Genomic DNA, 19,392 nt, shown 5'->3' on the forward strand with positions numbered 1-19,392 from the left:
GGAGGGGTCGCCATGAATAACTCCTGGGAAGGGAACGTGATCAGGCGTGATCGGAAGAAGGCACAAGAACCAGGTCGAGGGCCTGGCGCCCCTCGCGCAGTACATCGGCGATCCGGCGATAATCCATCAGCATAACCACCTGGTGGCGGTATCTGGCTTCGGTCGCGATCGGCCTGATCCGCTGCCCGAAGGCTTCGAGTCTGGCCAGCCAGTCCTTGAAGTCTTGCAGTTCCCCTGCGTCCGGGCCCGTGTCGTTCCGCCGTTCCTGGTCTACCCACCGGCTATAAAAGCAGGCGGCGCCGCAATAGAGGAATCCCTCTACGTAGAGCACGAAGCGATCGAAGAGCTCGATGAGTTCCGTATGCAGATCCGGATCGAGGGCAGTATGACCCGCCTTGACGTCGCCGGCGAGCTGCCGTGCCAGGTCGAGCGCCTTCTGCTTTTCGGCGATCAGCGCCTGCACCTTGGATCGATCCATTGTCAGACCGGCCTCGCGGTCGGGCGCCCAGGTATGTAAAGCGTTCAGCGTTTCCATGCTCCACCAGGCGCGCCGCACGCTGCGTGGAAACATGCTGTTGTCGGCGAAGACGAAGTCGTTGGCGTAGACAGCCCCTTTGACGATTGGCCAGGTCCGCGCCAGGACGCCGCCGAGCCAGGCAGCGGCTTCGATTGCCGATCCCTTTTTCTCCAGCCATTGCCGTGCGACCGATTCCGGATCGACGGATCGACCCTTCGCCAGTTCGGCTGCAGCGATAAGGTTCGTTTCGTTGAGCGATTCGAGCACCCAATAATCGTTGATCCGCTCCCACTCGGTGCGGAAAATGCCGCCAGTCACTCCATGCTTGCCCGCATAATCCAGACGGGAGCGGATATCGTCCAGGACGAAGCAAGGAAAGATGCCCCAGCCGTAGAACTGTCCCATGGCGTCGTATTCGATCCATTGCTCGCGATCGAGCCGGCCGATACCGGGATTGTCCGGAAAGGTGACGTAGAAGTCGTGCGGCGTGACCTTGAGACAGAACACGACCTCTGGCGGGGATTTCTCGACGGCCTTGATCAGCGGCTCATGGTCCTCCGGCTTGTAGGCGAAGTCACGCACGACGAGGCGCTTGCCATGACGTTTCGTGGCCCGATGCAGCGCAGCGATGATCTTGCAATACCAGTCCTCGACGCTGGTGCGGGCACATAGCTCGCAAGTGCATTTGTTCTGCGCGCGCGACGTTTTGCCTTCAGTCGATCCGGGGCTCGTGATCATGCCGGCAGTGAGCGGGAAATCCTCGAAGAACTCATCGGTCTTGCGTTCGATGAATTCGTACCAGAACGGCTCGCTGGGGCAGATAACGCCCTGCTTGACCAGTTCAGGATGGGCCGTGATCAGTTCGTCGGGGAAACCGATTTCCTTGACTTCGATGAACACGCCGATGTTGCGGTTGTGCGCGAGCTGAAGCACGTGATCGAGATAGATTCGATTGTTCTCGATCGCATTCTCGCCGCGCCGCGTCGGCGCGCTTGTCCACAGCGCATGAGGGTCGAAATAGGATCTGGGATATGTGACCATCTGCATCAGATCGGTCTCATGCAGCACAAGATGCGTCATGTCGTGGCGCTCGATGAAATCCAGCGCTTCCAGGATGCGGTCCCGCCGCCAGATGGTGCGGCCGTGTAGTTCCAGGCCACGGACATTGAAACTCACTGGATATCTCCGCTCTATTTGATGGCGCCGGCCGTCAGGCCCTGCAGCAGGAACCGACGCAGTGCCACGGCAACGACAATGAGGGGTGTAATGGTGAGAATGCCGCCGGCGGCGATCACGCCCCACAGCAACTGCTCATCCGTTTCCATGTAGGACATCAGCCCCACCGGCGCGGTCATGCCGTGGAGGTTGGTGAGGACAAGCGGCACCAGGAAGGCATTCCAGGTATCGATGAAGGAGATGACCGACACGGCGGCGAGGCCGGGCAGCACGATGGGGAATACGATGCGGAAAAATGCCGAGGAGAGCGAACATCCGTCGAGCATGGCGGCGTCGATGAGTTCGTCCGGCACCGCACGCAGGAAGCCCCGCATCACCCAGATCACCAGCGGCAGTCGGACCGCGGCCTCGAAGATCACCAGTGTAATCACCTGGTCGAGCAGGCCCAAAGACCTGGCGGCAAAAAATATCGGAATGATCGTGGCAACGGGCGGAAAGCTGCGGGGCAGCAATATGATGAACATCCAAAAGTGCTCCCCGCGGAGCCGGCCTCGTTCCAAGGCGAAAGCCACCATGGATCCCAGCAGCACGCCGATAGCCGTCGATGCCAGCGCCACCATGAGACTGTTGCGGTAGTAAAGTTCGAATTCGCCACCGCGCAGAAGCGTGACGTAGTTGTCCAGCACAGGCGTGAACAGAAAGCGCGGTGGCTGGGCCAGCAGCAGCGCCTGAGGCTTCAGCGACGTCAGCAGCATGTAATAGACGGGAAAGGATGCGACGACGATGAGCGCGAGGCCGCCGACGATCCTCACTGCCAACTGAACGGGGCCAAGCTTGCGCGCCGCCATCACATCGCCACCTGGGTGCGGATCAAACGTAAGTAGACCGAATAGAGGACGACCAGGATGACGATCGATACCACCACCATTGCGCCGGCATATCCCATCTGGAAGAAATTGAACGCCGTGCGGTAGATGTGCATGCTCAGGGTTTCGGTTGCCGTGCCGGGTCCGCCACCGGTCATGACGAAGGGTTCGGCAAAGATTTCGAAGGCATCCATCGACCGGAACAAGACCGCGACCAGCACCGTGTCGCGGATCAGCGGCAGGGTGACGTGACGGGTGGCTTGCCAGGCACTCGCGCCGTCGATCTCAGCGCTCTCGTAGAGATCGGCCGGAATGTTCTGAATCGCCGCGAAAGCCAGCAGGAACACGAAGGGCGTCCAGTGCCATACATCGGTGATGATGATGGAGACAAAGGCGACGGTTGGGTTCGTGAGCCAGCCGACAGGCTCGAACCCGAACAGTGACAGGATCCAGTTCAGCGGTCCGATCGTAGGATGGTAGAGTATGTACCACATGAGCCCGATGACTGCCGGCGTCAGGACCATGGGCGCGAGGAATGCCGTACGCACGAGATTGCGACCGGGAAAAGGACGCGCCAGAAAGACCGCGATGGCTACGCCCAGTATGACCTCTATCGTGGTCGCAACTACGCAGAAAACCAGCGTTCGCGTCAGCGAGGTCAGAAAGTCGCCATCGCGGGCCAGCCTGGCGTAGTTTTCCACTCCGATCCAAGTGGGGGAAGGTTGCTCGGTCATGTTCCACTCAGTGAAGCTGAGGTAGAGAGTGACCAGCACCGGAATGAGCCTGACGACGATCAGATAGGCCATTCCGGGAATGAAGAATGCCAGCAGAAACAGGCGCTGCTGCGTCCTGACGTTCACCGGAATCGGATGCGATGCGGGTGGCAATTTGGTTCGCGCTTCCGGATGCAGCAGCAGGCGTCCGCTGGCGTCAGCTCTTATAGACGTCGGCTAGGGCGGCGTTGATCTTGCCTTCCGCCCTTTGAAGCTCGGGATCGATATCCGCTCCACCCAGGATCGACTGCAGCGCATCACCCAGTGCTTCGCTGATCTGGTTGGAACGGAGGATTCCCGGATAGGGCATGATGGAGGCATCGGTGAGCATGGCGGTATCGCGATCCGCGGCGGCCCTGACGAGATAGTCTACCTCCGGTGTGCTCTGGGCGAATTCGCGCAAGGCCGTTTCCCTGGTCGGCATATAGCCGGGATATTTCTTGGCCATTTCGAGTTGCGTTTCGGCCCCCATGGCGCTTTGCAGAAGCTTGAAGGCCAGTTCCTTGTCTTTCGAAAGCGAGGATATCACCATGACCGCCGGGCCCGAACGGGCGCCGTGCTTGTATCCCTTGGGGTTGTCCTCGGCGACCGGTGGCAACGCATAGCCCACCTGATCACGTTGGACCTTGGTATCGCCCGCGCTCACAGTCCCCAGCATGCGGTCAAAATATTCCAGCGTCGTGGCTGCACCTCCGGACACGAAAGTGGCGGTAGATTCGGCGTTGGCCATATTGATGTGCCCGGGTGGCAGGAAAGGTATCAGCGACCGGAGGAACCTGACGGCTTCCAGGCCGCGCTCGGACCGGATCGCTGATTTGCCTGTCTTCGGGTCGTAGATATCGCTGCCGAACGCTACGACCAGATTTTCGTAATTATGGAAGATGTAAACGCCCTTCTTGTTGGGCATCACCGTCCCGTAGAAATTCTCTGTCAGCGTCTTTCCCGCAAGGGTGTCCCCCTTTTTCCGGGTAAAGAATTCGCAGATGTCATGGAACTGCTTCATCGTGTCAGGCGGAGCGAGATCGTAGCCGTATTTCGACTTGAAGGCCGCTTTCTCCGATGCATCTTCAAACAGGTCCTTGCGATAGCACATCGCCTGGTTGCTGGTGGCAATGGGCAAGCCGAGAACCTTGTCGTCGAAAGTCACCGCCTTTCGGGCGTTGGGGTCCAGATCTTCAAGCCCGAGCAGCTTAGGATCGCCATATTGCTTGATGAGCGGCGTCATGTCGGCAGAGATTTTGCCGCCGTACCACTCATACATGCGCTGCACGCCGCCGGTGTACATGATGTCCCAGGTCGCAGAGTTGGCGACGTGATCGAGCACGACCTTCTTTTCGAGTTCGCTTGCGGTAACCTGCCGGACTTCCAGCTTAGCGCCCCATTTCTCGGCAGTGATGCGAAGTGCGTCGGACAACGCATTCTGATGGACGCTTCGCTGCGTGATCATCCGAACCGTGCGGCCACTGAAATCGGGAGCGCCCGCCCGGGCCGGACCGGTGCCGAGCAGGCCCGAACCAAGCGCTAACATTCCCGTTCCCAAAAGGAACTCCCGTCTGTCGAGCGTGTTCGTCATCCTGTCCTCCCACGATGATCCGGCTATCGATCCTGCGATTGAGCAATCATGCTGTCAAATGCTAAGATTTCGTCATTCAATAACCCCGGGTTATGTTCTCATGGTCAACCTTCGTCAGTTCGAGCTCATCCACGCGGTACTCACCGGCCGAACGGTAAGCTCCTCCGCGCTCGCCCTCGGCATATCTCAACCGGCGGCGAGCAAGTTGCTGCGGCAGGCGGAACGAGAGTTGGGGATAAAGCTCTTCCATCGGGAGGGCGGCCGGCTTCGTCCGACGGCCGAAGCAATGGCCATATATCCGGAGATCGAGCGGGTGCTCAGTGCAACCGTAACCGTGCGCGAGCGGGCACGCGAACTGGAGGACGGGCTTGCCGGAGCCCTGACGATCTCGGCGACGCCCACCGCCGCCGAGGCAATTTTGCCATTTGCCCTCAGCCGGTTCCGGAAGATTCATCCAAGGGTCAAATGCTGGGTGCAGGTGATGGCAAGCCATCAGGTGCTTCACTTGGTCAGGGCCAATCGCGTCGATATCGGCCTGACGACCATTATGATCGACGCGCCTATGCTGATTTCGGAGAAGCTACTGAATTCGCAGATGATCTGCGTCCTGCCTACGACGCACAAGCTTGCAGGACGGGAAAGGTTGACCATTGCGGAAATTGCCGAGTATCCGGTGATCTCGAACCTGCACTCATCGATGATCGCCGGCCTGAATCAACACGGAAATTTCACCGAACTCGAAAAGCGCATCACCATATCCATAAACCATGCCGCGACGGCAGTGGCGTTGGCTCGGTGTAATGCAGGAATCGCCTTCGTTGACCCGCTCGTTTTGCATGACGAGGATTTGCATCACTGCCTGGTCGAGCCCACGATCGATATCAGCCCCTCGATGATCCGCTGGAAGGATCGCCCCGTGTCTTCCATATCGGAGACACTGATGGATTCCATTCGAGCGGCTTGTGCCGAGATTGGATGTTCGGGCAGAATTGGGATCAGGCCATACTGATTTTTCAACTCTGGATGCCGGCCTGGATTCTTGATCGCTGAATGAGAACTGCTTGGCGCGTGACTGGGTTCCTGACTCGCCCCAAACGGATTCGGGTTGTCAATGTTCGCGCCGCGGCCAATGTTGCCGGCATAGGCTAGGCAGAGATCCGAGCGGACGGTTTGCCCCTATCTTGTCGCGTCGCCCAATCGGTATGATGCGGTTAATTGGTCGAGCTCTTCCTTGATGGCGGGATCGATTTGATAGGACGCCGCGGCTATCGAATCAGCAAGTTGAGACGGCTTGCTGGCCCCCAGAATGGGAGCGGTGATAGCCGGATTGGCCAGCACCCACGCGATCGCCAAAGTCGTCGGCGAGATTCCTATGCGACGCGCAATCTCGACGAATCTGGCCACGGTTTCAAAGGCTCCTTCATTCCAGTAGCGCTGCTGGTAATTGGCAGCCGCGCTTCCCAAAGTGAAGCGCGTACCGGGCGGAGGCGCGGAGACGGCTCTATGTTTCCCGGTCAGGAGGCCGCCGGCAAGAGGGTTGTACGGGATCACGCCGATACCTTCCTCGGACGCAAGGGGCAGCAGTTCGCGCTCGATTTCCCGAAAGAGGAGACTGTACCGTGGCTGGACGGTAACGATGCGGACCAGATTTTTTGCTTCCGCCTTGCCCAACAGCCCGGCAAGCCTGTAGGCGAGAAAATTGGAGACGCCCACATAGCGGGCCCTTCCGGACGCGACGATATGGTTGAGCCCCTCGACCATTTCTTCGAGGGGTGTCGTCCGGTCATCCGAATGAAGCTGGAAGAGATCGACATAGTCCGTGTGCAGCCGTGCCAGTGAAGCGTCGATCGCATCGAGGAGATGTTTTCGCGAAGCTCCCTGGTCCCAGGCATTCGGACCCATTTTGCCGACCGCTTTCGTGGCGACGATATATCTCCCTCTCTGACCTCGGAGCCATCTTCCAAGGATTTCTTCGGTGCGGCCGACGGTCTCGAGATCGCCACCGAGCGGATAGACATCGGCGGTATCGATGAAATTGATGCCTGCGGATGCAGCCTCGTTGAGTATCTCGCATGCCGTCGCTTCATCTGTCTGCAGGCCGAACGTCATCGTCCCGAGGGCAAGGCGGGAAACCATGAGGCCTGTGCGCCCCATCCGTGTCGTAGGCGTATTCATTCGATGCTCACCTGAAGCAAAAAGCGTCCACAAAGTATGGTTGTTGGTTACAGACAGCTAGACGTCGGAGCAAGGCCCGGCCTTTTGGACCAGCCTCGCTGCGCGTCATTGAGCTGCAGCGTCCGTATAAGGTGAATTGGACGGCGATGGTTAAGCAACGAGTGCCTTGCCGCTTCTGGGATCGAAATAATGGAGCTGCATGGGATTGAATCCCAACCCCACCTGTTCGCCCGCGTTGACGGCGATCTGTCCGGGCATAGCTGCGCAAACATTCCTGCCGCTGGGAAGGGTGCAGGTCACTACCGTTTCCGCTCCCGTCCGCTCCACTATCGCCACCGTGGCCTTTAATTTCGCCTGTCCGACCGGCTCAAACCTAAGGTCGTGAGGCCGCACACCGACGGTGATATCACGCGGGCCGATTTCGTTGAGAATAGGCATAGCCGGCGAGGAAGCTGACGACGCCGGCCAGAATGGTGGCGCCGACGGCCACGATCAAACTGTTTCCCATGACGTGGAAGAAGCCGTCCCACCGGCTTGCCAGATTGAGGTAATTGTTCGTGAAATGCGAACACCGGGTCTGGCGAAAATTGGTTGGGCGCCTCGCACTGCCATGCGACGATCATGGATAGATCATAGAGGCCTCTCTTGCCGGAACTGCACCGCGCGCGGTGCCTATGCCCGGACCGGATTGGACAGGACGAGGGCTGGAGTGTTGGCCGCGGCATCAAACGGCATCCATCATGTCACGCTGATCACGCGCGACGTGCAGGCAAACATTGATTTCTATGTCGGCTTCCTAGGGCTTCGGCTGGTCAAGCGGACCGGCGGATATGAGGACGGCCGCCAACTGCATCTCTTCTACGGTGACGAGAGGGGCTCGCCCGGATCGCTCGTCACTTTCCTGGTCTGGGAAGATGGCGCGCCGGGGCGTGTCGGCACCGGCCAGGTGGCGGAGATCGCCTTCGTCGTGCCATCTGCCAGCATCGGCGACTGGTTGCTACGCGCGCTGAACCAGCACGTGAGTGTCGATGGGCCGCTCCGAGAGTTCGGCGAACCGGTGCTGCGGCTGAAAGATCCGGACGGTGTCATCGTCAAGCTGGTGGGGGTCGACCTCTCCCCACATGCCGGTGAAGCCGCTCGCAATGGTGCGATCCGCAGACTGCGGGCCATCACCATCCTGACGGACGAGCCCGAGCAGACGGCAGCTTTCCTCAGTCGGTTCGGATACGAACCGGGACTTGTCGCCGGAAATATCAGGCGGATGCGATCGAAAACCGATGCCGTCGATGTCCGCGACGCGACGGGTTATGTTCCCGGCGTTCCCGGAACCGGCACCGCCGATCACGTCGCTTTCCGCGCCGCGGACGTAGCGGCCATACGAGCGGCGGAGGCAGAGCTATCGGCACTGAATTCGTCGCCGACGACCATCCATGACCGGAAGTACTTCACTTCGCTCTATGTTCGGGAACCGGGCGGACGCTCTTCGAACTGGCGACGGACGGCCCGGGCTTCACGGTCGACGAGCCTCTCGAACGCCTGGGTGAAGCTCTTTTTGTGCCGCCGCACGATGCCGAACAGGCCGAGGATCTGAAGGTCATGCTGCCGCAATTCTCGATGCCTGGCGAGCCGCGCCGCCCAAAGCGTGCCCTTCCGTTCGTCCACCGCTTCCACACGCCGGACGATCCTGATGGAAGCACGCTCGTCCTGCTGCACGGAACCGGTGGCAACGAAGCCGATCTCATGCCGCTTGCCCGCCGGATAGCGCCCCGAGCGGTGCTTCTCGGTGTACGCGGACGAAGCCACGAAGAAGGCATTGCCCGCTGGTTCCGACGGCTGACGACGGTCACCTTCGACCAGGCGGATATCCGGGCGGAGGCGGAGGCTTTCGCGGCCTTCATGGAAGGAGCGGTCGCCGGTTACGGGCTGGACCCGGTGCGGATGATCTGCCTCGGCTTTTCGAACGGCGCGAACTTCGCCGCTACCGTGATGGCGCTCTATCCTGCAGCGATCCGCCGGGCCATCCTCCTGCGGAGCACGCCCGTTCTCGATCCGCTGCCGGCAGCGGATCTGAGGGGCGCGGATGTCCTCATGCTGAGCGGGGACACCGATCCGTACGGTTCAGCCGCGCCGGTGCTCAAGGGATGGTTGCGCGAACAGGGAGCGCGGGTTGAGCATCATGTCCTCTCGTCAGGACATGAGTTGGGCTCCGCGGATGTTGAACTCGCACGCGAATGGCTTCTGGACGCGGAAAGGAACCATGATGGCTGAGATGGAAATCGGTAAGGAGCGTCGCGACGATCGACACGGACGTTACGTGGCGCGCATTCCTGGTGTCGAGGGCGAGGCGGAGATCACCTTTTCGGTACGCGGTCCTGATCTCATCAGCGCTGATCACACCGGCGCGCCGGAAAGCATGCGTGGAACTGGAGCCGCCTTCGTTCTGGTAGAATACATGATCGAAGATGCCCGCCGAAACGGCTTTCGGATCATGCCGATCTGTCCCTATGTCAGGGCGCAGTATCGCAAACACCCGGAATGGGCCGACGTGATGGCGGTCGCGCCGGATTAAACTCACATCGGCGTCATAGAGCGGTACCTCGAGGATCGGCCGATCTTGATAGTCACTTCGGGCGGGGCGACCTCGGCAGCCACGCGCGGGAGCCCGGCTTGAATAAGGCCCTGCGAAGACTGCCGGATAGGCCGAATATCGTGGTCATAAGTTACCTCGAAGCACGGGATCGATCCTGCTGGATGTTTCCGGCACAGCCGGAAACATCCTTGCCAAGCCGGGTTCAGCCGAGAGGCTTCAGGTTTGCCTCGATGGAAGCCCGCTTGCCTTCCAGGAAAGGCGGTAGGGCAAGCCTTTCGCCCAGACTTTCCAAGGGCTCGTCAACGGAGAAGCCGGGGCCGTCGGTCGCGATCTCGAACAGGTTCCCTGAGGGCTCACGGAAATAGAGCGAGCGGAAATAGTAGCGCTCGACCTCGCCGGAATTCGGGACGCGGAATTCCGAAAGGCGTGCGGCCCAGTCGCGGCTCGACTGCACGTCGGGTGTGCGAAACGCGACGTGATGGACCGCGCCCGCACCCTGCCGCGCCATCGGAAGTCCGGGCTGGACTGCGACGTGGAGTTCGGCCGCCGGTCCGCCGTCGCCCATTGTGTAGACATGGACGTCGCCCTGACCGTCGGGCGAGGAATACTGGCGGATCTGCTTCATGTTGAGCACGCGGGTCAGCAGGGCGTCGGTCATCTCCAGCTTTGGCAGCGAGATGGTGATCGGGCCGAGGCCGCGGATCTGATGCTCCGCGGGAACCAAGCTGCGATCCCAGGGATGAGCCGTGCCTGCGCCACCATCATCGAGCAGCCGGAACCGCTGGCCTTCTGCATCCTCGAAATCGATCGTGGCGCGACCGTCGACCGTCCTAATCGGCTCTGCTGCAACGCCCAGATCCTTGAGACGTGCGGACCAGTAGTTCAGGCTGTCCTCGCCTGAGACCCTGAGGCCCGTGCGGCTGATCGATGGCGTTCCCCGCCTTTCGCGCTCCACCGGCCAATCGAAGAAGGTGAGGTCCGTGCCCGGCGTCGCCTCGCCGTCGGCGTAGAAAAGATGATAGGCGCTTGTATCGTCCTGGTTGACGGTCTTTTTGACCAGACGCAGGCCCAGCGTTTCCGTATAGAAGCGCTTGTTGGCCGGAGCGTCGGCCGTGATCGCCGTCAGATGATGGATTCCGGTCAATTGCATGTCGGTCACTCCTGTTTCGATGCACCCAATATGATCGTGGCGACCACACCGGTTGAGCCCTGAACGGGAAGACCCAGCGTTCGCGATTCACGAACGGTGCCGGTGCGCAGCAACGCTGGATGCGCTAAACATTGTTGGATGAAGTGGACAATCGAGGAAATCAGGACGTTTCTGGACGTTATGGAAACCGGGACGGTTTCTAGCGCGGCCGCCCGATCGAACCTCTCCAAGTCGGTCATCAGCAAGCGCATCGCCGATCTCGAGGCAGCGCTCGGGGCGGCACTTTTCCGGCGTCACGCCGGCCGTATCACACCGACTGAAAGTGCCGAGGAACTGGCACTACGGCTGCGCCCGGTGCTGACCGAAATGACGAATGCGGTTGAAAGCGCTGCCTGGGGTATGGCGGGCTTGCGGGGGTCGCTTGCGATCACCGCGCCGATGAGCTTCGGCATTCGGCATTTGAGCCCGGTGATAGCGGACTTCGCTCGTCAGCATCCGGACCTTGATATTCTCCTCGATTACGACGACCGGATTCTCGACCTGGTACGTGGCCGCTTCGATCTGGCGATCCGCGTTGGACAGTTGCCCGACTCCGGCCTGATCGCCCGCAAGCTCTGCGAGGACCCGCGCGTCATCGTGGCGAGCCCGGATTACGTTAGCCGTCGCGGCACGCCCGAAACGCTTGGCGACCTCCAGAGCCATCCCTGCATTGGCTACCTCAACGTCCAGGCCGCCAATGTCTGGCAATTCGTTCGTGAGGATGGGTCCGTAATCGGACTGTCGATGGAAAGCCGGATCTCGGCGAACAATGGCGAGGCCATCCGTGACATGGCGATTGCAGGGCTGGGCATCGCAGTCTTGCCAATGTTCATCGCGCATGAAGCTTTGCAGGAAGGTCGTCTCATCAGGATCGCTGAAAACCTCACGCCCACTCCTCTGCCGATCTCTGCCGTCTGGCCACCGGTCAAGCCGATGCCGATGAAGTTGCGGGCGATCGTCAACCACTTCGCAAAGGCGTTTTCCGAGCGGCCAGCGTGGATAGTGTAGTCGACGCAGCGCCTCCGCGCATGTCTGCCCGACGAACCGATCATCATGGCATTTTTTCCATATGCGCGACGGCGCCCCGTCGTTCTCATGATGGAACTCGCGGGAAATATCGCCAGCGGCATCCACAGATACGAAGCGTCAGGCTCTCTTGTATCTTCGCACAAGGCTCAAAATGGAGCCGATACGGGAGCGGCCAGCAAAGCCACGAGCTGACCGATGTCGTCCACTTGCTCCAAGTGAAGGATCGTCTCTCTGATACTGTCACGGCGCTCGGGAGAAACGATGCCTTCGGTCAGCGTCTCGTATTTCTCGACGATCTCATCATTCGTGAGCGGGTTCATGACGCCCCGCGACCCTTCCCGGTACGTTTCCAGTTCCGTGCCGTCGGTGAAGCGGATGCGAAGCCGCGTGTTGCCACGGCTCTTCTGCCCGCCTGTGTCGAAAGCCGGATCATGGTGCGCGGTGATCTTCGGGATGAGCGCCCAGACGTCGTCGCTGTCGATGCGCTGTGGCGAGAACTGCTTTACCATCGCCGCGCCGTCGAGAATGGCGACCGCGATGGCGTAGCCGACGTTCATCTGCGCCCCGATCGTCGTAAGCGGACGCTCCACGCGCCACCATCCGTGGTGATAGGCGGCATGCGATATGTCGATATCGACGGCTTCGATCTCTTCGGGTTTCAGGGGCCGTTTTGCCGCAAGTTCGAACAGCGCATCGAGAGGCGCGTGAAGCGAGCCCATGGCGGCATAAGGCTTGATGACGATGCGGTCGGTTTCCCACCTTTCGCCCAGGTCGCTCGCGATCCGGGAGGAATCCGGGTCGTGCCCCTCGCCGAAAACGGATAGGAAGCCGCCATACTCGCGCTCGAAGACACGCTTGATACCAGTATATCCGCCCTCGGCCAGAAAGGCGGCATAAAGCCCCGCGCGGGCGCTGAAGCCGTGATGCATGCGCTTGCACATCGCCTCGTACTGGGCGGCCATCAGACCGCTGGATTGCGTTCCAGCCAGGCCGAGCGCGTCTTCGAAGCGTGCCGCATCGAGACCGAGCAGTTTCCCGGCCGCGGCGGCGCTGGCGTGCGTGCCGAAAACCGATCCGGAATGCCAGCCCCTGGAAAGCATCTGGCCGCCATGCAGCGCCATGCCCACGCGCGGTCCGACCTCGAAGCCGGCAACGGCGCCGAGCAGGAAGTCGCGCCCGGAAACCGAGCCGATCTGTTCCGCGCACGCCATCAATGATGGAATGACGACAGAGGCACTGTGGAGCGGTCCGAGCGCGTGAAAGTCGTCCAGCTCGAACCCCTGGATGAAGGTGCCGTTTAGAAGCGCGGCCGCGGGTCCGGCGGTCGTGCGTCTCCAGCCTATGATCGTCTTGTCACCACGGCCTTCGATCCGGGTCACGATCTCTACCGCCGTCTGCGACCACGGAAGTTGCGCGCCGACCAGAGCACAGCCGATGCCGTCGAGGATGAGATGTTTTGCCCGCTCGCGGACTTCTGAGGGAACCTGTTCCATCCTCAGTCCGGCAAGCCAGGCTGCAAGTTGACCGGTAGGGCCGGAGGGATCGGTCGCCTCCGCTGATGGGGGTTCCAGGACGGCGGTCATGCTCATGGGAAAAATCCTCGGACGGTCGAAGTTGAGACGGCCGGGGGCAGTTGCCGGCCTTTGGGTTCACCGGGGCTGGAGGGGCGTCTATTCCGCCGCGGTCATGCGCAGGAGAGAGGACGCGTGTTCGCCGCGCCGGATGCGGTCCCAATCCTCCGTACCGAATCGGCGGAACGTGTCGGCGACAGTCGCGCTTTTAGGGCGGGGAGGCGCTTTTCCGGTCTTCTTCAGGTTGGCCAGGATGGTGTCCATCGCATCGATCGCCACTGTGAAGAGAAGGCCGGGAAGGATGGCCAGCCGATACCCCATGCGCTTGGCTTCCTCCAGTTCGACCAGCGGGGTCTTGCCGCCCTGGACGACGTTCAGCAGGCAGGGCTTGCCGATTTGCTTCGGCACGGCGGCCATCTCTTCGGTGGACTGCACCGCTTCGACGAAACCGACATCCGCGCCGGCCTCGCAAGCGAGCCTGGCGCGAGCGATCGCCTCGTCAAGGCCCATGACGGCGCGCGCGTCGGTGCGGGCGATGATGACGAAATCGGGATCGCTGCGGGCGGCGACGGCCGCCCTTATCTTGGCGACATATTCGTCACGCGAGATGACCTCCTTGCCGTCGAGATGGCCACAGCGCTTCGGCGATACCTGGTCCTCGATATGGATGCCAGCAACGCCTCGCCCTTCGAATTCGCGTACCGTGCGCGTGACGTTCAGTTCGTTGCCATAGCCCGTATCGGCATCGGAAATCAGCGGGATATCGATCGAACGGGCGATGGCAGCCGCATTTTCGACCATCTCACTCATGGTCAGGAGCCCGTAGTCGGGAAAGCCGCGCGACATCGACGTGCCCGCGCCCGTCATGTACGCGCAGGAATAGCCTGCCTGCTCGATCGTCCGCGCCGAGATGCAATCGTAAGAGCCCGGAGCCACAATCATGCCGGGCTCAGCCAGCATCTGGCGCAATCTAGTCGTCGTCTTCATGGTGGTTCCTTTCCGTTCTGATCAAGCCGGCTCGGCTATGGCGGCGCGCCGCCAAGTATTGGGATTGGCCGCCCGCTTGCGGAATTCGGTGGCCTTTTCGACATAGTGACAGGCAGCGACATGGTTTTCGCCGACCGGCGTTAGCGCGGGTTCCTCGCGCGCACATCGGGCAGTCGCAAAGGGGCACCGTTCGTGGAACCTGCAGCCGCGCGGAGGCGCCAGCAGGCTTGGCGGTCCGCCGGGGATCGAGATCAGCTCGCGGTTCCGGTCGTCCAGGTCCGGGAAGGCGTTGCGAAGGCCCATCGTATAGGGGTGGAACGGTTCCTCGAAAACAGCGTTCGGGCCGTACTCCATGATGCGGCCGGCATACATGACGGCGATCTTGTCGCAATTCTCCGCCACCACCGCCATGTCGTGCGTGATCAGCAGCATGGTCTTCTGCATCCGCTCATGGATGTCACGGATGCGCTGTAGGATCTGATCCTGGACAATGACATCGAGGCCGGTCGTCGGCTCGTCGGCAACGACCAGCACCGGATCGAGGATCATCGCCATGGCGATCATGGCGCGCTGGCGCATGCCACCGGAAAACTGGTGCGGATAGGCATCGAGGCGGCCCGTGGCGATGCCGACAAGCTCGAATACCTCCTCCAGCCGCTTCCGCCGCTCGGCTGGTGGTACCTTGACGTGACTGGTTATCGCTTCCTCGAGCTGCTGGCGAACGGTATAGACCGGGTCGAAACCGTCCATCGCGCTTTGTGGGATCAACGCGATCTTCTGCCAACGGATGGTCCTAAGGTCGGTGGGAGACAAGCGATTGAGGGCCGTTCCCTGGAAGAATATATCGCCGGCCGATACCTTCCCGTTCGGCGGCAGGATGCCGAGGATCGCCTTGGCGACGGTGGACTTGCCGCAGCCGGATTCACCAACGAGACCGAGATATTCACCGGGCTCGATGCTGAAGGAAATCCCGTCGACGGCATGCGCGGAGCCGGTCGCCGTATCGTAGCGGATTTCGAGGTTGCGGATTTCGAGGACAGGAGACATGGCGTCGCTCACTGGGACCGCAGCCGCGGATTGAGGATTTCCTCATAGGCCCGGCCGATCATGAAGACGGAAATGACGAAGGCCGAGAGCGCCAGCCCCGGCGGCAGCACCCACCACCAGGCGGTGCGCATGGCACCGGCCGCGAAGGCGGCGTTCAGCATGGTCCCCCAGCTCTGGATGTGCGGATCGCCGAAGCCGAGGAAAGAAAGGGCGGCCTCCATCATCACCCCGGTCTGAACGCCGATCGCCACATAGAGGAAACTGAGCGGCATCACGTTCGGCAGGATATGAACGAAGAGTATCCTGAACGGCCCGGCGCCCGCCGCCTTGGCCGCCCAGATGAAGGGCCGGTTGCGCAGGGAAAGCACCTGCGCCCGGATCACCCGCGCCGTGGTGCGCCATAGGAAGAAGATCACCAGAAGCACGACCAGCGACAGGCTGGGGTCGAGGATCGAGATGACGACCATGGCGAAGGGCAGGAACGGGATGCCGAAAGCGACGTCAGTTATCCGCATGAGAACGTCGTCGACCCAGCCGCCGAAATAGCCGGCAAGCAGGCCGACAAGCGTGCCGATGACAACGCTGCCGAACGCGGACAGAAGGCCGACCGTCAGTGCGATCTGAGAGCCCCAGACGAGCTGGCTGAAGACATCCATGCCCTGATTGGTCGTCCCGAACCATGCCTGCGCGTTAGGCGGGGCCATGCGCAACAGGGTCTGGTCCGGGCGATAGACCACCTCGAAAGGCCCGTAAGGCGCGATCAGCGGGGCAAACAGTGCGACGAGGACGAAGAGCACGACCAGCACCAGGCCAGCGACACCTGTCGGATATTTGCGGATGACGCTGATCCTGTCCCAGCCCTGGCGCAGAAAGCCGATACGGGGGGCGCGTTCTGTCACCTCGTATGCCAAGCGTATATGCGCCATCTTCGCGCTCCTACTCGTAGGAAACACGGGGATCGATCACTCCGTAGAGCAGATCGGCGATGAAGTTCAGCACCAGCGTCACCAGCGCCATTATGTAGAGCGCGGCCTGCGCGACCGGGTAGTCGAGGTCGTTCAGCGCCTGCACGAGCTCGCGGCCGATGCCGGGCCAGGAGAAGATGATCTCCAGCAGGACCTGCCCCTGGAACAGCAGGCCCATCATAACGGCGATATAGGTGACCAGCGGGAGGAGGGCGTTGCGTGTCGCATGCGTCACAACGCCGGATGGCGGCAGGCCCTTGGCGCGGAGGATGTCGAGGAACTCGCTGCCTTTCACCTCGAGCATGCTGGCCCTCAACAGCAGGATCGGACCGGTGACCTCGCGGCTCACGAGAACCAGCAACGGCAGCAGCAGGTGCCGCCAGTATTCACCGGAGCCGACGATCCCCAAGAAATGATTGGGGCCGCCCAGGCCGGTCATGCCGCCCGAAGGCAACCAGCGCAGCTTGTAGGAGAAGATCATGAGGACGAGGATGCCGACGAAGAAGGACGGCGCCGAATGCAGGAACAGCGATACGCCGACCGTGATGCGCTCGAAATTGCGGCCGCGCATCCAGCCGGCCGCGGCGCCGATGATGGTTCCCGCAACGATGCTGATGATCAGCGCCGGCACGATCATCAAGAGCGTGTTGCGGAGCTTTTCGGCCATGATGCTCGACACCGGGTCGAGCTGGAAGAACGAGGCTCCGAAATTGAACGTCGCCATGTTCCAGAGATAGCGGACATACTGGACGTACCACGGATCATCGAGGCCCCAGCTCGCGCGGGTCTGGGCGATCATCTCGGGCGAGAAGTTGTTGTCGACGAAGATGGCCGTCGGATCGCCGGGCAGTTTCTGGAACAGGATGAACATGATCGTCATCACGCACCAGATGACGAACACCATCAGACCAAGGCGCCGGAAGAAATAACGCTGGAATCCGGTCATGGACTGGTCCTTGCGGTTAGTATTTCATCGGATTCGGCGTGAACGGGCTCGAAACTCCGGTTCCAATCACGCCGGCCCTCTCTCGGCATCAGGCCATCATCTTCAGTCCGCCCCAGGTGTGGGATTTGAGGACCTTGTTCACGCGCTCGCGGAACTTCTGGTCGCCCGTGTCGGGGTAGACCAACCGCTTGTCGGCATCCCAGGAGTACCCGGCCTTCTGAAGGATATCGCGCGCCTTATCGAGGTTGAACTCGGGGATCGGCGGCAGGTCCGGATTGTTCCACGGATTGCCGGGCACCAGGAAGGTATCCGTAGCCGGCACCTTGCCCGCGCCTTCCCATGGGGAGCGGATCAGGAACTGGCGGTCGAGCATGTGCATCCATGCCGTGCGGAATTCGTAGTCGCGCCACGGCAGGATCGACGGCCGGCTGATCACGTGCAGCCAATTGATATCCGGCGTCTTGAGAACGGTCAGTTCCTCTACTCCGTTGAATTGCTGCGCCTGGCTTGGGCGCAATTGCAGGTCGCTCGTGTCGATCAGGTCGATCTCGCCATTGAGCAGCTTGCCGAGCAGGCCGTCGACGGTCGGCGTGATGACAATCCATAGGTCGTCGACCTTCGGCGCTGCAAAATGCTCCTTGTGGGCGAGGAGCTGCAGATCCGCATCCTTCCGGTACCGTGCATATTTGAACGGGCCGCTGCCGATCGGCTTCTCGATGCGAATGCGACGGACATCATCGCCGATGCCCTGCTTTTGCATGATGTCGCCCCAGATGTGCTCAGGCAGGATCACATTGAGCTGCAGGAAATAGCTTTCGAACTGGCCGTAAGGCTGCTTGAAAGTGGCGCGAAGGATGCCACCCGCCTCGTCCTTGATCTCCGTCTTGTCGAGGAACCGATTGGCGGTCCACAGGATGCCGCGTTCCCATTTCTGCAGGAAGTCGAACGTGAATTTGAGATCCTTGATGGTGACGGGATTGCCATCGTGCCATTTCATTCCCGGCCGCAGCTTCATATCCCAAGTGCGATCGTCTACCCGCTCCCAGGATTCCACGGCCCAGGGCACCACGTTGAGATCCTTGTCCAGCCAGGCGAGCCGATCGTAGATCAGACGGCCGATCGAGCGCATGTTGTTGGTGGCGGCGAGCAGGTTGGTCGTTTCCAAACCCGATATCTTGCCACAGCGCAGGCTCTTTCGATCGCCCTTGGGAGTCATGTTCAGATAGGAGTGGGGCATGTTCAGCGAGCCGACTCCGAAACCGCGGACCTGTACGACGCCGTCCCAGCTGGCGCTGTTAAAGGCCTCGATGAGTTCGGGTCCCCAGCCGACGACGTTCGAATAATAGTCCTCGGCCAGGATCGCCTGCGCCTTGCGCACCAGTTCCAGGCGCTTCTTCGAATCCCCTTCGCGCGATTGCGCCTCGATCACCGCATCATATTCCTCGCAGACATATTCACCGTAGTTCCGGCGGTCGGCGCCATAAGCGCGCGAGGTGATCCATTCCGAAGGATCGACGCGCTCCGGCCGCAGGATGGACGGATGCGTTTCCATGTCGCCGTGCCGATGAACGGTGATCAGTTCCAGCCACCGCGCCTGTGAGGCCTGCGAGATGTCGAACTTGATGCCGAGCTTGGCAACGTCGCTCGACCATTTGCGAAAGGCGTCCAACCAGTCGGGGTTGCTGTTGGGAATGACGACGGACAGGTCGGGAACCCGCTCACCCTTGGCGGGCCATTTCAGACGAGCGGAGGTGTAGGTGACCCATTGCGGGTCGTTCATGAAATAATCGCTGTAATGCTTGTAGAAGGTCTCGTATTTCGGGCTGACGACGCTGATCCCGGAACCTCCCGAAGGGGCCGCATGCGCGGTGTGAGAGCCACTGACGCTGCCAAAGGCGGCGACGCTCCCGGTCGCCGCCATCAACTGAAGGAGCGTGCGGCGGTCGATCGGCCCGCCTGAATTCTTCTTGTCGTTCATGAAATCCTCC

16 protein-coding genes and 1 pseudogene are annotated in these 19,392 nt (G+C 61.1%); 4 read left to right on the forward strand and 13 right to left on the reverse strand.

What is annotated here, in order from left to right; translation table 11 throughout:
• Positions 1-40: 40 nt before the first annotated feature.
• The 4 genes from RBH77_RS06680 to RBH77_RS06695 all read right to left on the reverse strand — a co-directional run bounded on the left by RBH77_RS06680 (position 41) and on the right by RBH77_RS06695 (position 4,905).
• Complete coding sequence (locus tag RBH77_RS06680) at positions 41-1,693, reverse strand: hypothetical protein (protein WP_311031346.1); 1,653 nt, start codon at positions 1,691-1,693, stop codon at positions 41-43.
• Between the two features lie 14 nt (positions 1,694-1,707).
• Positions 1,708-2,541, reverse strand: coding sequence for a carbohydrate ABC transporter permease (locus RBH77_RS06685; RefSeq protein ID WP_311031347.1), 834 nt, complete (start codon positions 2,539-2,541; stop codon positions 1,708-1,710).
• On the reverse strand, positions 2,541-3,419 hold the full coding sequence (locus RBH77_RS06690) for a carbohydrate ABC transporter permease (protein WP_311031348.1): 879 nt from the start codon (positions 3,417-3,419) through the stop codon (positions 2,541-2,543). Before RBH77_RS06690 ends, RBH77_RS06685 begins: the two co-directional genes overlap by 1 nt.
• A 70-nt stretch (positions 3,420-3,489) precedes the next feature.
• Positions 3,490-4,905: an extracellular solute-binding protein gene (locus tag RBH77_RS06695; protein ID WP_311031349.1), complete on the reverse strand. Its 1,416-nt coding sequence runs from the start codon at positions 4,903-4,905 to the stop codon at positions 3,490-3,492.
• Between the two features lie 100 nt (positions 4,906-5,005).
• On the opposite strand from RBH77_RS06695, the gene RBH77_RS06700 reads away from it, so the two are divergent.
• Positions 5,006-5,914 (forward strand): LysR family transcriptional regulator, encoded by a 909-nt coding sequence (locus RBH77_RS06700; RefSeq protein ID WP_311031350.1) that lies wholly within the window; start codon positions 5,006-5,008, stop codon positions 5,912-5,914.
• Between the two features lie 167 nt (positions 5,915-6,081).
• Here RBH77_RS06700 and RBH77_RS06705 read toward each other — a convergent pair whose 3' ends face one another.
• Both RBH77_RS06705 and RBH77_RS23990 read right to left on the reverse strand, forming a co-directional pair.
• Complete coding sequence (locus tag RBH77_RS06705; RefSeq protein WP_311031352.1) at positions 6,082-7,080, reverse strand: aldo/keto reductase; 999 nt, start codon at positions 7,078-7,080, stop codon at positions 6,082-6,084.
• Positions 7,081-7,230: 150 nt separating this feature from the next.
• Positions 7,231-7,518, reverse strand: a complete 288-nt coding sequence (locus tag RBH77_RS23990; RefSeq protein WP_371832844.1) for a TOBE domain-containing protein — start codon at positions 7,516-7,518, stop codon at positions 7,231-7,233.
• Between the two features lie 271 nt (positions 7,519-7,789).
• On the opposite strand from RBH77_RS23990, the pseudogene RBH77_RS06710 reads away from it, so the two are divergent.
• Positions 7,790-9,348: pseudogene (locus RBH77_RS06710) on the forward strand (VOC family protein).
• Entirely contained in the window at positions 9,341-9,649 is a 309-nt protein-coding gene (locus tag RBH77_RS06715) for a GNAT family N-acetyltransferase (RefSeq protein ID WP_311031353.1), read from the forward strand. Before RBH77_RS06710 ends, RBH77_RS06715 begins: the two are co-directional and overlap by 8 nt.
• A 223-nt stretch (positions 9,650-9,872) precedes the next feature.
• Here RBH77_RS06715 and RBH77_RS06720 read toward each other — a convergent pair whose 3' ends face one another.
• On the reverse strand, positions 9,873-10,820 hold the full coding sequence (locus RBH77_RS06720) for a ring-cleaving dioxygenase (RefSeq protein WP_311031354.1): 948 nt from the start codon (positions 10,818-10,820) through the stop codon (positions 9,873-9,875).
• A gap of 96 nt (positions 10,821-10,916) precedes the next feature.
• Here RBH77_RS06720 and RBH77_RS06725 point away from each other — a divergent pair, with 96 nt between their 5' ends.
• The gene (locus RBH77_RS06725) at positions 10,917-11,867 is read left to right on the forward strand and encodes a LysR family transcriptional regulator (protein ID WP_311031355.1); all 951 of its coding nucleotides are present in this window, start codon (positions 10,917-10,919) and stop codon (positions 11,865-11,867) included.
• A 167-nt stretch (positions 11,868-12,034) separates the two neighbouring features.
• On the opposite strand, the gene RBH77_RS06730 is transcribed toward RBH77_RS06725, so the two are convergent.
• The 6 genes from RBH77_RS06730 to RBH77_RS06755 form a co-directional block, all read right to left on the reverse strand.
• On the reverse strand, positions 12,035-13,477 hold the full coding sequence (locus tag RBH77_RS06730; RefSeq protein WP_311031356.1) for an MmgE/PrpD family protein: 1,443 nt from the start codon (positions 13,475-13,477) through the stop codon (positions 12,035-12,037).
• 81 nt (positions 13,478-13,558) lie between these two features.
• Positions 13,559-14,446, reverse strand: coding sequence for an isocitrate lyase/PEP mutase family protein (locus tag RBH77_RS06735; protein ID WP_311031357.1), 888 nt, complete (start codon positions 14,444-14,446; stop codon positions 13,559-13,561).
• Between the two features lie 21 nt (positions 14,447-14,467).
• Positions 14,468-15,493, reverse strand: a complete 1,026-nt coding sequence (locus RBH77_RS06740) for an ABC transporter ATP-binding protein (protein WP_311031358.1) — start codon at positions 15,491-15,493, stop codon at positions 14,468-14,470.
• Positions 15,494-15,501: 8 nt separating this feature from the next.
• Positions 15,502-16,419 carry an ABC transporter permease gene (locus RBH77_RS06745; protein ID WP_311031360.1) on the reverse strand — a complete coding sequence of 306 codons (918 nt, stop codon included), beginning with the start codon at positions 16,417-16,419 and terminating at the stop codon, positions 15,502-15,504.
• Between the two features lie 10 nt (positions 16,420-16,429).
• Positions 16,430-17,404, reverse strand: a complete 975-nt coding sequence (locus tag RBH77_RS06750; RefSeq protein ID WP_311031361.1) for an ABC transporter permease — start codon at positions 17,402-17,404, stop codon at positions 16,430-16,432.
• Between the two features lie 88 nt (positions 17,405-17,492).
• A complete protein-coding gene (locus RBH77_RS06755; RefSeq protein WP_311031362.1) occupies positions 17,493-19,382 on the reverse strand; it encodes an ABC transporter substrate-binding protein in 1,890 nt (629 codons plus the stop codon).
• Between the last annotated feature and the right edge of the window lie 10 nt (positions 19,383-19,392).

Source organism: Mesorhizobium koreense (assembly GCF_031656215.1).
Lineage (GTDB): Bacteria > Pseudomonadota > Alphaproteobacteria > Rhizobiales > Rhizobiaceae > Mesorhizobium_L > Mesorhizobium_L koreense.